Origin of the sequence: Mesobacillus jeotgali (assembly GCF_031759225.1) — a bacterium.
GTDB lineage: Bacteria > Bacillota > Bacilli > Bacillales > Cytobacillaceae > Mesobacillus > Mesobacillus jeotgali_B.
The window spans coordinates 3605808-3618608 of sequence record NZ_CP134494.1; the positions used below are offsets into that span (position 1 = coordinate 3605808).

Annotated in this window: 8 protein-coding genes and 1 other annotated feature; of the genes, 4 read left to right on the forward strand and 4 right to left on the reverse strand. The window is 44.6% G+C overall.

The window, feature by feature from the left end; all coding sequences use genetic code 11:
- Positions 1–255 precede the first annotated feature (255 nt).
- A complete protein-coding gene (tyrS, locus tag RH061_RS18145; RefSeq protein WP_311072222.1) occupies positions 256–1515 on the reverse strand; it encodes a tyrosine--tRNA ligase in 1260 nt (419 codons plus the stop codon).
- A 70-nt stretch (positions 1516–1585) separates the two neighbouring features.
- Positions 1586–1806 (reverse strand) — a binding site (T-box leader).
- Positions 1807–1948: 142 nt separating this feature from the next.
- Between tyrS and RH061_RS18150 the strand changes: the two genes are divergently transcribed.
- Complete coding sequence (locus RH061_RS18150; RefSeq protein WP_311072224.1) at positions 1949–4873, forward strand: transglycosylase domain-containing protein; 2925 nt, start codon at positions 1949–1951, stop codon at positions 4871–4873.
- A gap of 103 nt (positions 4874–4976) precedes the next feature.
- Here RH061_RS18150 and acsA read toward each other — a convergent pair whose 3' ends face one another.
- Positions 4977–6695 carry an acetate--CoA ligase gene (gene acsA / locus RH061_RS18155; protein WP_311072226.1) on the reverse strand — a complete coding sequence of 573 codons (1719 nt, stop codon included), beginning with the start codon at positions 6693–6695 and terminating at the stop codon, positions 4977–4979.
- A gap of 223 nt (positions 6696–6918) precedes the next feature.
- Between acsA and RH061_RS18160 the strand changes: the two genes are divergently transcribed.
- Genes RH061_RS18160 through RH061_RS18170 form a run of 3 tightly spaced genes read left to right on the forward strand, consistent with a single transcriptional unit; the run spans position 6919 to position 9408 of the window.
- The gene (locus tag RH061_RS18160; protein ID WP_311072227.1) at positions 6919–7551 is read left to right on the forward strand and encodes a GNAT family N-acetyltransferase; all 633 of its coding nucleotides are present in this window, start codon (positions 6919–6921) and stop codon (positions 7549–7551) included.
- A 40-nt stretch (positions 7552–7591) separates the two neighbouring features.
- Positions 7592–8239: an acetoin utilization AcuB family protein gene (locus RH061_RS18165; protein ID WP_311072228.1), complete on the forward strand. Its 648-nt coding sequence runs from the start codon at positions 7592–7594 to the stop codon at positions 8237–8239.
- The gene (locus RH061_RS18170) at positions 8236–9408 is read left to right on the forward strand and encodes an acetoin utilization protein AcuC (protein ID WP_311072230.1); all 1173 of its coding nucleotides are present in this window, start codon (positions 8236–8238) and stop codon (positions 9406–9408) included. Before RH061_RS18165 ends, RH061_RS18170 begins: the two co-directional genes overlap by 4 nt.
- Before the next feature lie 926 nt (positions 9409–10334).
- Here the strand turns inward: RH061_RS18170 and ccpA are convergent.
- Positions 10335–11333: a catabolite control protein A gene (ccpA, locus tag RH061_RS18175; RefSeq protein ID WP_311072231.1), complete on the reverse strand. Its 999-nt coding sequence runs from the start codon at positions 11331–11333 to the stop codon at positions 10335–10337.
- A gap of 289 nt (positions 11334–11622) precedes the next feature.
- Positions 11623–12696: a bifunctional 3-deoxy-7-phosphoheptulonate synthase/chorismate mutase gene (locus RH061_RS18180; RefSeq protein WP_311072233.1), complete on the reverse strand. Its 1074-nt coding sequence runs from the start codon at positions 12694–12696 to the stop codon at positions 11623–11625.
- Positions 12697–12801: the final 105 nt, after the last annotated feature.

A 12801-nucleotide genomic window follows, 5' to 3' on the forward strand; every position in this document is an offset into this window, starting at 1 on the left:
AGCCGATTTGGCTGGGGTTTTTGTTTTTTTCTATTCCTCATCTCCTAGCCTTTGTTCTTCCAAGTTGGTCGATATAATCGAAAATGTGGTCGATATATTCGAAAAAGTGGTCAATATATTCGAAAATCCGCTGATATATTCGAAAATGTGATCGAAAAAGCTAAAAACTGATATCTTATTTATAAAAGAAACAGCCACCTGGGTTCCAGGATGGCTGTTTTCTTCATATATATAGCTGGTTTTCCACATCAAACTCTAGTATTTAATCATAAAGTACTTCTTCTTGCCGCGGCGAACGATCGTGAACTGTCCATCGATCTTGTCTGCACCGCCAAGTACATATGCCGTATCGGTTACACGCTCTCCGTTCAGGGAGACAGCGCCGTTTGATACATCTTCACGCGCCTGGCGCTTGGATGGCGAGATTTTTGCTGCAACGAGCAAGTCGACTAGACCTTGTTCTTCTTCCCCTTCAACTGTAAAAGAGGGAACGTCCTTGAAGCCTTGCTTGATTTCATCAGCGCTCAGGTTTTTGATATCACCGCTGAAAAGGGCTGCTGAAATCCTGATTGCCTGCTGAAGGGATTCTTCACCATGGATCATGCGTGTCATTTCTTCTGCAAGAGCTTTTTGAGCCTTGCGAAGATGTGGTTCTTCCTCTACCGCTTTTTCCAACGCTTCGATTTCTTCTTTTTCTAAGAAAGTGAAGAATTTCAAGTACTTCACAACATCAGCATCAGCTGTGTTAATCCAGAACTGGTAGAACTCATATGGTGACGTTTTTTCCGGGTCAAGCCATACAGCGCCGCTTTCTGACTTACCGAATTTCGTTCCATCTGCTTTCGTGACAAGCGGAATTGTCAGGCCGAAAGCCTTTGATCCTTCTGCAGACATTTTACGGATCAATTCGAGACCAGTCGTAATATTGCCCCACTGGTCGCTTCCTCCAATCTGGAGCTTACAGTCGTGTTTTTCATATAAATGGAAGAAATCCATCGCTTGCAGGATCGTGTAAGTGAATTCTGTGAACGAAATACCTGTTTCAAGCCTTGAAGCGATTGTATCCTTGGCCAGCATGTAATTTACGCCAACATGCTTACCGAAGTCACGCAGGAATGTAACGACATCCATGGACCCGGCCCAATCGTAATTGTTGACCATCAGCGCACCGTTTTCACCTTCCACGCTGAAAATTTGCTCCAACTGCTTTCTGATTCCGTCTACATTCAACTGAACCTGTTCCAGGGTTTGCAGCTTACGTTCCTCACTCTTTCCGCTTGGGTCACCAATCAGACCAGTCGCTCCTCCAACCAGGACGATCGGGCGATGACCTGCATTCTGGAAGCGGCGCAATGTTAGAAACGGAAGAAGATGCCCAATATGCATGCTGTCCGCTGTTGGATCAACACCACAGTAAAGTGAAATTTTCTCCTTGGATAGCAGGTCCTTTATTCCCTCTTCATCTGTTTGCTGGTAAATAATCCCGCGCCATTCGAGATCTTTAAGTAATTCCATTTCTTCTTCCTCCATTCAAAATATATTTCGCAACCGGATTTTCGCCCAATAAAAAACGCCCTGCAATAAATGCAGGGGCGCTGTATGCGCGGTACCACCCGGCTTGAAAACAAAATAAAAAATGTCTTCCACTCAATAAAATAACGGTTAAACCGTCCGCGGCTACTAAGTTCTCTGTTCACTGCGGCGCTCGGGGAGGTAATTCGTCCTTCTGTTTGTACCGGCTCACAGCACCCGCCGGCTTTCTGGAACATTGACAGAAGCACTACTCATTCCCTTCACAGCTTTTTGCTATAAAGTTAATAAAGCATTTTTACCATAAAGGACTAATAGTTGTCAAATTCGACATAAATTTTCAGAAAAATTCAGATTAACATCTATTCGACAGCATGTTTATGCTATAATGTATGTGATTTTAGGGGGAATGATATGAATGCATGAAGGAAAACAGGCTTGGAAAGAGAAGCTTAAATCCTTTGGTGCTTTTTTTACGAATAAAAAGACCGTAAAAGGAGCCCGGATTACTTATTCGGTTGTCTGGAACATGCTGTTGTTATTGATCATTGTATTGGTTCTCGGCGGCGGCTTCGCCGCAGGAGCAGGTGCCGGCTACTTCGCATCCCTTGTCAAAGATGAACAAATCCGACCTTATGAAAACATGAGGAAAGATATTTACAACTATGAAGAAACCTCGGATTTATATTTTGATAATGATGTCTATCTTGGCAAGCTCCGAACAGATCTCTACCGTGAGGAAGTCAAGCTTGACGATATGTCAAAGCATTTGATAAATGCTGTAGTCGCAACGGAAGATGAGTATTTTTACGAGCATGATGGAGTTGTTCCAAAAGCTATCTTGCGTGCACTTTTCCAGGAGGTCACAAACTCAGCGACATCTTCCGGGGGAAGTACATTGACACAGCAGCTAATCAAGAACCAAATCCTGACGAATGAAGTATCATTCGAGCGAAAAGCGAAAGAAATCCTGCTCGCACTTCGTCTCGAGAAATTCTTTGATAAAAAAGAAATCCTTGAAGCCTATCTGAATGTCGCTACATTTGGACGCAACGCGAACGGCAGCAACATTGCCGGTGTACAGGCTGCAGCAAAAGGAATCTTCGGTAAAGACGCGAAGGATCTGTCCTTGCCTCAGGCCGCTTTCATTGCCGGACTTCCACAAAGTCCATTCGGCTATACGCCATTCAGCAGCGACCACGGCAAGCTGAAGGACCCAGCTGGGCTTGAGCCTGGCCTATCCAGGTACAAGACAGTTGTTTCGAGAATGCATGGAGCTGGATTTATTTCTGATCAAGAGTTTAAGGAAGCGATCAACTATGATATCACTAAAGACTTTGTAAAAGAGGTCCCAAGTGATAATACCGTTGAAGAATATCCTTTCTTGACGTTTGAAATTGAGGCCCGTTCTGTTGAGATCCTGGCGAAAATTTTAGCCGAGCGTGATGGCTATGAACTGCAAGATTTGAAAAAAGACGATAAATTGATGGCAGAATACGAGGCGCTTGCAGACCGTGATATCCGCCAGAATGGTTATAAGATCTACACGACCATCAATAAAGAAATTTATGAAAAGATGCAGGAAACTGCAAAGAATTACCCTTACTATGGAAGCGACAAACCTCAGGAAGTTCCGGATCCGGATGATCCGAATAAAACAACCGTTGTCAAAGAGCCGGTGGAAATCGGTGCTACTCTGATTGAGAACAAAACGGGTAAAATCATTAGTTTTGTTGGTGGCCGAAGCTTTAAGCGTGAACAGACGAACCATGCTTCAAGAGCTCCAAGACAAAATGGATCTACAATGAAGCCACTTCTGGTTTATGCTCCGGCTATGGAGCTCGGGACATTGCATCCTGGTTCAATCCTTCCAGACGTGCAGGTATTTTTAAATGGACCTAACAAGGCATGGCCTAATAACTATGATATGAGATACAGCGGATTGACAACAGCAAGACATGCACTAACAAAATCCTATAATGTACCAGCGGTTCTTGCATATAAAAATATACTGAATCAGCGACCTGCTAACTTCCTTGATAAAATGGGATTTTCGAATTTGCAACCAGATGATTATACCAACAAAGCTACCGCTATCGGTTCATTACGCGGAGGTGTTACTGTCGAAGAAAACACCAACGCATTCGGTACATTCGCTAATGGCGGGAAGTTCATTGATGCTTATATGATTGAGAAAATAGTCGACAAAAATGGTGAAGTCGTATTCCAGCATAAATCTGAACCAGTAGATGTGTTCAGTCCACAGACTTCTTACTTAACGATTGATATGATGCGTGACGTTATTAACAGAGGTACAGCTACAGCTGTTAAAAGCAGATTGAAATTCGGTTCTGATTGGGCTGGTAAAACAGGTACAGGTCATGAATATATAGATTCGTGGTTTGTAGCTACCAACCCTAATGTGTCTTTCGGTGTGTGGCTTGGATACGATACGCCAAAAGCACTTGAAAGAAGTTACAAAGGGCTAAGTTACGGAGTCCGAACCCAATACATCTGGGCAGACCTGATGAATGACGCTTATGATGTTGCTCCTCAGTTAGTCGACCCTGAAGAACGATTCAAGATGCCTGGCGGAATCGTCAAGCGATCATATTGTGCAGTTTCCGGTTTGCTGCCTTCAAGTGCATGTTCGAAAGCAGGACTTGTTGAATCGGATTACTTTATTGCCAAATATGCTCCAACTAAGGTAGATGACAGCCTGGTTGAAAATAAATTTGTTACTGTAGGAGACAAGCGCTATATTGCCCTTGATTCCACACCAGCAGAATTCACAGATACAGGTGTCATTTTGAATCCAGAGTATATGGAAAGCATTATCGGCCATAAAATCAGGAACCCTCAGCAGTTGATCCCTAAAAAGGATGCATGGAACAAGATTCTTGTTGCGAATGATAAGCTGAGTGAAAATGGCAAGACTCCTGGAGCATTGGGAATCAAGCTTTCCGGCAAGACCATCACATGGGGCAAGCACCCGGATAATGACATTGTCGGCTACAGGGTCTATAACAACAAGAAGAAAGTCGGCAGCATCAAGGCAGGGGAAGCTCTGAGTTTCAATGCAGGTGACGGATCATTCTATGTAACGGCAGTCGATATTGCCGGGAAAGAATCAGCACCTTCCAATATCATTGAAATTGGACAGAAGCCAGAGCCTAAGGATCCTCCGGCCGACCCTAAACCGAAAGATCCTCCGCCAACTGACCCTAAGCCAAAGGATCCACCTAAGCCACCACCGCCGCCACCTCCAGGAGATGGTGATGGTGATGGTGATGGTGACGGAAATGGTAATGGCGATGGAAACGGGAATGGCAATGGAAATTAGCATATAAGCAAGAAGAACACCGCTTCCCTATTGGAGCGGTGTTCATTTTTTTCAGGCGCAAAAAGAGCGTGAAACCTGGTTTCACGCTCTTTCAACCTTCCTATTAGTCTTCCATTGTAGAAAGGTCACCGGTTGGGAGGTCAAGTTCCCATGCCTTCAATACACGGCGCATGATCTTACCGCTACGTGTCTTAGGAAGCTTGTCGCGGAATTCGATTTCACGTGGAGCAGCATGTGCAGCAAGGCCTTTTTTAACGAATTGGCGAATCTCTTCGATCAATTCGTCCGACTGCTCATAACCGTCACGCAATGCGATGAACGCCTTGATGATTTCACCGCGGACCGGATCTGGCTTGCCAATGACACCAGCTTCAGCTACTGCAGGGTGTTCAACCAGCTTGCTTTCAACTTCAAATGGTCCGACACGCTCACCAGAAGTCATGATGACATCATCAATTCGTCCCTGGAACCAGAAGTAGCCATCTTCATCCATATACGCTGAGTCACCGGAAACGTACCAGTCACCAGGCATGAAGTAAGATTCATACTTCTGCGGGTTGTTCCAGATTGTATGCATCATCGATGGCCAGCCCTTTTTAATCGCCAGATTGCCCATTCTGTATGGCGGCAATTCATTGCCCTGATCATCGACAATCGCAGCTTTTACGCCAGGGATTGGTTTACCCATTGATCCAGGCTTGATTTCCATGCTTGGATAGTTACAGATCAATTGTGCTCCTGTCTCCGTCATCCACCATGTATCATGGATGCGCAGGTTGAACACCTTCATTCCCCATCTTACAACTTCAGGGTTCAACGGTTCACCGACACTCAGGATATGGCGAAGGCAGCTAAGGTCGAACTTCTTCACTACTTCATCCCCTGCACCCATTAGCATCCTGAATGCTGTAGGAGCACTGTACCAAACAGTCACTCCGTACTCTTCGATCATCTTATACCATGTCTCCGGATTGAAACGCCCGCCAATGATGACATTGGATGTTCCTGCAAGCCACGGGCCAAAAATCCCATATGATGTTCCTGTTACCCAGCCTGGATCCGCGGTGCACCAGTAGACATCATCTTCTTTAAGATCAAGTACCCATTTGGCCGTTTGATAATGCTGGACCATCGCATTATGTACATGAAGTACGCCTTTAGGCTTTCCAGTCGAACCGGAAGTATAATGCAGGATCAGGCCATCTGTACGGTCAACCCACTCGATATCAAGCTTTTTGCTGGCTTCAGCTAGCTTTTCCTTGAAATCAACATACTTATCGTTTTCTTCAATATTGTCACCAACAAGAAGAATATGCTTCAAGTCAGGGAGTTCATCCACAGGAACACGCTCAAGCAGCTCAGGCGTCGTTACTAGTACCTTTGCCCCGCTGTCCTGAAGTCTGTCACGGACAGCGCCTTCCATGAATGCTTCGAAAAGAGGGCCAACAATTGCGCCTAGCTTGACCGCCCCGAGAACAGCAAAATATAGTTCTGGAGAACGAGGCATGAAGATGAACACGCGGTCGCCTTTTTCGACATCACCATAAGTTTTAAACACATTGCCCGCTTTATTGGAAAGCTCCTTCATTTCTTTATAAGTATATTTTTCTTTGCGCACCCCATCCTGATAATAAAGCGCAACTTTATTTTTCCTGAATCCTTCAGCATGGCGGTCGATCGCTTCATAAGCCATATTGACTCTGCCTGTCTCAGACCAGGAAAACTCTTTCTCCGCTTCACTCCAATCAAATTGGCCATGAAGCTCTTGATAATTCTTTAAGTTATGATCCCCTTGTGTAACTGGTAGCGCTTCCACTTTCATATATCCATCCCCCTTGGCTTTATATTTAAAATACATTATAGTATAAAAATTCGATTTTCTCAATTTTTAAAATATTAATAGAAGATAAAAGACTATTTTTGGTTTGCTATCCCCCACCGAAAAGTCATAAACTAAATACAGAAAATTTTGTGAAAGCGCTTTTATTTGTTAGATTTTATGTATAATAGAATTATCGTTTGAAATGTTGACGGGTGGTGACTGAATGGAACATAAAAAGACTTATAACGCAAAAGAATTAAAGACTCCTCATGGCCGTTTGATCATTGAAGGCCCTATTTCTCCGGAAAAACTGGCAAGCTATGAATTCCACGAAGATTTAGTGGCATTCCGTCCCCCTGCCCAGCAGCACAAGGCATTGGTTGAGATTGCCGGACTGCCGGAGGGCAGGATCATCGTAGCTCGCTCAGGCCATATGATTGTCGGCTATGTTACTTATCTATATCCTGACCCACTCGAAAGATGGTCTGAAGGAAAAATGGAAGATTTAATCGAACTTGGTGCAATTGAGGTCATTCCAGAATTCCGCGGCAGCCGAGTTGGCAAGAATTTGTTGATGGTTTCCATGATGGATGACGCAATGGAAGATTATATCATTATCACGACTGAATACTACTGGCATTGGGACCTAAAAGGAACCGGCTTGAATGTTTGGGAATATCGCAAGGTCATGGAAAAAATGATGAATGCCGGCGGCCTTACCTGGTACGCGACAGACGATCCCGAAATCAGTTCCCATCCAGCAAACTGCCTGATGGCACGTATCGGAAAAAGAATTCCGCCTGAGTCCGTCCAAAAATTCGACCAGCTGCGGTTCATGAACCGTTTTATGTATTGATGATTAATAAGAAGCCTCATCATGCAAGGAGGAAGGAATCATGATCGTCGAGGAAATTATGAAAAGAGAGGTCACGACGCTTTTCCCTGAGAATACAATCGCGGATGCAATCAAGCTAATGGCAGATAAAAAAATCCGCCATATCCCGATTGTAGATAAGGACCAGGGTGTCATCGGCCTGGTGTCTGACCGGGACATCAAGGATGCCGCTCCGTCCGTTTTCCATTGGGATGAGCATAAGGGTGAACTTGAGAACCCAGTCAAGTCGATTATGACGACTAATGTAATCACTGGACATCCACTCGATTTTGTCGAGGAAATCTCGGCAATCTTTTATGAACATAATATCAGCTGCCTGCCAATCATCAAGGATAAGAAACTGGTGGGCATCGTTACTGAAACAGACCTGCTCCATACTCTTGTTGAGCTTACAGGTGCCCACCAGCCGGGATCGCAAATAGAAGTAAAAGTGCCAAACAAAGCGGGAATGCTTTGTGAAATCGCATCTGTCATCAGCATGAGGAAAGCAAATATCCAGAGCGTGCTTGTATACCCTGACCAAAAGGATGAACGTTACAAAATCCTCGTTGTGAGGATCCAGACGATGAATCCAATCGCGGTGATCAAGGACTTGAAGAAAGCCGGACATCATGTACTCTGGCCGAATCTGCCGGGTGTCTCATCATGAGCGACCGCTCTGTATTCGTCTTTTCAGAAGAGCTGCTGAACTATCGCTTCAGCAGCCACCATCCCTTCAACCAGATGCGGTTGAAGCTTACGCTGGATTTGCTGCGCAAGATTGGCGCAATTGAAGATCAACAGATTGTTGCGCCTCGGATGGCAACGGATGAGGAACTGCACCTCGTTCATGATCCCAATTTTGTAAACGCTGTTAAGCTTGCTGGCCAGGGAAAGCTTAAGGGTGAATCAGCGGAAGGCTATGGATTGGGAACGGAAGACACACCGATTTTTGCAAATATGCATGAAGCAAGCGCTCTGCTTGTCGGGGGTACCTTGACAGCCGTAGACTATGTCATGACCGGCAAGGCCAATCACGCACTTCATCTTGGCGGCGGCCTCCATCATGGCTTCCGTGGAAAAGCATCAGGCTTTTGCATTTATAATGACAGCTCTGTGGCGATAAAGTATTTGCAGGAGAAATACAATGCCCGCGTATTATATGTCGACACAGATGCCCATCACGGCGACGGTGTCCAATGGTCATTTTACGATGACCCTAATGTCTGCACTCTTTCGATTCATGAAACGGGACGCTACCTTTTCCCGGGGACTGGCAATGTGAATGAGCGCGGCCAGGGCAAAGGCTATGGATATTCATTCAATATCCCTGTCGATGCCTTCACAGAGGATGACTCATGGCTGGATGCCTATAGACATGCACTGATGGAAGTGGCTGAGTTTTTCAAACCCGACGTGATTCTGACTCAAAATGGCGCAGATGCACATTATCTCGATCCATTGACGCATTTATCGAGTACGATGAGAATCTACCGGGAAATCCCCAAGCTTGCGCATGAAGTCGCACATAAATATTGCGGCGGCAAATGGATTGCCGTAGGCGGAGGCGGCTACGATATTTGGCGTGTAGTCCCAAGAGCCTGGTCACTGATCTGGCTTGAAATGATTGAAAACTCAAACTGTTATGGCAGCTTGCCGCAGGAATGGCTAGATCAATGGAAGGATCAGGCACCAGTCGAACTGCCAAAGGAATGGGACGATCCTGAAGATTTGTATCCGCCGATCCCGCGAAAACCTGAAATCACGGAAAAGAATGCGCAGACAGTGGAGAAAGCATTGTATCCGATCCGTTCTAATAAAAAATCAGAAACTGTGTAAGTTTTAAACCGGGAGCATTACTTGGGCCCGGTTTTCTTATGTTTGTTTTTAAAAGGGGCAGTAAAGTCGTACTGGGTTCGGACAAAGTTGCGCTTCCCCTGCTAATTTTGTCCGAAATGGCCATTGGTTCAGACAAAGTTACGGCTTCTCCTTTTGATTTTGTCCGAAGTGATCCAATGTTCAGACAAAATTATGAGTTTTCCTCCCGATTTTGTCTGAAGTGACACCGGGTTCAGACAAAGTTACGGATTCTCCTCCTGATTTTGTCTGAAGTGGCATCAGGTTCAGACAAAATTATGGCTTCTCCTCTTGATTCTGTCTGAAGTGACCTTAGATTCAGACAAAGTTACGGATTCCCCTCTTGATTTTGTCTGAAGTGACCCCGGGTTCAGACAAAATTATGAGTTTCCCTCCCAAATTTGTCTGAAGTGACCCCGGGTTCAGACAAAGTTACGGATTCTCCTCCTGATTTTGTCTGAAGTGGCATCGAGTTCAGACAAAGTTGCGGCTACTCCTCTTGATTTTGTCTGAAGTGGCATCAGGTTCAGACAAAATTATGGCTTCTCCTCTTGATTTTGTCTGAATTGACCTTAGGTTCAGACAAAGTTACGGATTCTCCTCTTGATTTTGTCTGAAGTGACCCCAAGTTATGACAACATTACGAGTTTTACTCTTGATTTTGTCCGAAGTGATCCCAGGTTCAGACAAAATCACGGCCTCTCCTAATGATTTTGTCCGAAGGGACTACTAGTTCGGACAATATTACGGGTTTCCCTCCTGATTTTGTCCGAAGTCATCACTGGTTCAACAAAGTTACGGCTTCACCTTTTGATTTATTAAGTGACATCAGGTTCTACTGTTTTCCTAATTATGATCGTTGCTCCCCCGTAAAAAGCCCCTTGCATCATCTGCAAGGGGCTGCTCTGTTATTTCGTTGAATTCCTGTTTTCGATTCGGTGCGGAAGGACGACGATATTCTCATCTACATTTTCTTTGTTCATATACTTCGTCAATAAACGCATGGCAACTGCTCCGATATCATATAACGGCTGGACAATTGTTGTAAGCTGTGGACGTACCATAAGAGTAAGTCTAGTGTTGTCGGAAGCGATTACTTCGAAATCATCAGGGACGCTGTAGCCGCGGTCAAATGCTCCATGGATGACTCCAAGTGCCATCTCATCCGAACCGACAAGAATGGCTGTTGGCTTCGTATCAAGCTCAAGGATCCTTTCAATTGCCTCGAGACCTGAGTCATATGTGTAATCTCCTTCGACCACAAGCTCTTCGTTGTACTGAATTTCCGCATCTTTTAATGCACGCTTATAGCCTTCGAGCTTTTTATCCTTGTTGATTGGCTCGAGCTGCGGCCCAATAACGAAGGCGATATCCTTATGGCCTTTTTCGATAAAAGTGGATACAGCGTCAAAAGTTGCCTGCTCGTAATCAATATTGACGGATGGGATTTCACCTGTTTCCTCGATTGATCCAGCCAGGACGATTGGCACAGGAGACTTCTTGAATTGTTCCACATGCTCGGCCTTGATATTGCCGCCCATGAAGACAATTCCGTCAACCTGTTTGCCAAGCATTGTGTTCAGCAAATGAAGTTCTTTTTCGATATTTTGGTCAGAGTTGCTCAGGATAATATTGTATTTGTACATCGTTGCGATATCTTCAATTCCCCTTGCCAGCTCAGCAAAAAACGGGCTCGCAATATCTGGGATGATGACGCCGACAGTCGTTGTCTTTTTGCTGGCAAGTCCCCTTGCTACTGCATTAGGGCGGTATCCGAGACGGTCAATGACCTCCATGACTTTCTTCCTTGTAGCTGGCTTCACATTGGGATTTCCGTTGACAACACGTGAAACCGTTGCCATTGAAACGTTCGCTTCCCGTGCTACATCATATATTGTAATATTCATCTATTTCACTCCTTCAGGTAATAAACGGCGCTTTTCAGTTAGTTTACAGCAAATATTGCCACAATAATCATATTTTAAGTTTGTGATTATATGTACAAGGATAATTATGTTATTAATCATACGACATCCTTATCAATCCCGCAATCTGAACATCTTAAATAAATGCTTTTTTTTATTATAAAAGCCTGTTAAAACCCAACTACTCCCCTGCAGTTTTGTCCTCTTCTTTTAAGTTACCCTGAAATAGGCCATAAAAAAACCTTCCTTATAAAAGGAAGGTTCCAAAACTTTATACTCTCACGAATGGAGTGGATTTTAATCCTTCTAAAAATTCATCGAACTGTTTTAGGTCCATCTGCTGGGCATTGTCGGATAATGCAACTGCAGGATCCGGATGAACTTCTGCCATGACTCCATCTGCTCCAATGGCAAGTGCAGCTTTGGCAGCCGGCAGGAGCAAGTCTCTTCTGCCTGTTGAGTGGGTAACGTCAACCATGACTGGCAGATGTGTTTCCTTTTTCAAAATTGGCACTGCAGAAATATCAAGTGTGTTCCGTGTAGCCCTTTCGTACGTCCGGATTCCGCGTTCACACAGGATGATCTGGCCATTGCCCTGTGACATGATATATTCAGCCGCATTGATGAACTCTTCAATTGTAGCGGCAAGTCCACGTTTTAGTAAAATGGGTTTATTCACGGCTCCAGCAGCTTTTAAAAGCTCGAAATTCTGCATATTGCGGGCACCGATCTGGATAACATCAAGATAGTCGACAGCGATTTCAATATCAGCAGGAGTGACAATTTCACTGATGACAGCAAGATCATACTCATCTGCGACTCTCTTCAAAATTTTAAGTCCTTCTACACCTAGTCCCTGGAAGTCATATGGTGAAGTACGAGGCTTGAAGGCTCCGCCACGCAGCAATTTAAAGCCCTTCGCTTTAACTGCTTCAGCCACAGTTGCCACTTGTTCATACGATTCAACTGAACAAGGACCAAAAACAAAGTCTGGTGTTCCATCGCCGATTTTTAACCCCTTAATATCAATGATGGTATCCTCCGGCTTTTTCTTCCTGGAAACGAGAAGTGCCTTGCGGTGGTCATCAGATTGAAGCTCCAGCCCTGCCTTGAAAACTTCTTTGAAAATATGTTCGATTGTCGAATTTTCAAAAGGACCGTTATTCTTCTCCTTGATCAAATCGAGCATTTCCCTCTCACGCACAGGGTCATAACGGTACACACCCTGAGTTTCTTTTGCACGGCCAATTTCCTGGACGAGCAGGGCTCTTTCATTAATTAATGATAGAAGCTCTAAATTCAATTCATCCACACGATTTCTAAGCTGGTCAAGATTTTTACTCATTTTCTGTCCCGTCCTTTCGGATTACATTTTAGCCCTGACACCAAGACTTTTCAAACAAAGAGGTACGAAATACTTTAACTGCACTAAGGAATATTGTGTAACCTG

What these genes read in the sequence shown, in the direction of transcription:
- tyrS (WP_311072222.1), bottom strand. Translation starts at nt 1,515, where the DNA reads ATGGAATTACTTAAAGATCTCGAATGGCGCGGGATTATTTACCAGCAA.
- RH061_RS18150 (WP_311072224.1), top strand. Translation starts at nt 1,949, where the DNA reads ATGCATGAAGGAAAACAGGCTTGGAAAGAGAAGCTTAAATCCTTTGGT.
- acsA (WP_311072226.1), bottom strand. Translation starts at nt 6,695, where the DNA reads ATGAAAGTGGAAGCGCTACCAGTTACACAAGGGGATCATAACTTAAAG.
- RH061_RS18160 (WP_311072227.1), top strand. Translation starts at nt 6,919, where the DNA reads ATGGAACATAAAAAGACTTATAACGCAAAAGAATTAAAGACTCCTCAT.
- RH061_RS18165 (WP_311072228.1), top strand. Translation starts at nt 7,592, where the DNA reads ATGATCGTCGAGGAAATTATGAAAAGAGAGGTCACGACGCTTTTCCCT.
- RH061_RS18170 (WP_311072230.1), top strand. Translation starts at nt 8,236, where the DNA reads ATGAGCGACCGCTCTGTATTCGTCTTTTCAGAAGAGCTGCTGAACTAT.
- ccpA (WP_311072231.1), bottom strand. Translation starts at nt 11,333, where the DNA reads ATGAATATTACAATATATGATGTAGCACGGGAAGCGAACGTTTCAATG.
- RH061_RS18180 (WP_311072233.1), bottom strand. Translation starts at nt 12,696, where the DNA reads ATGAGTAAAAATCTTGACCAGCTTAGAAATCGTGTGGATGAATTGAAT.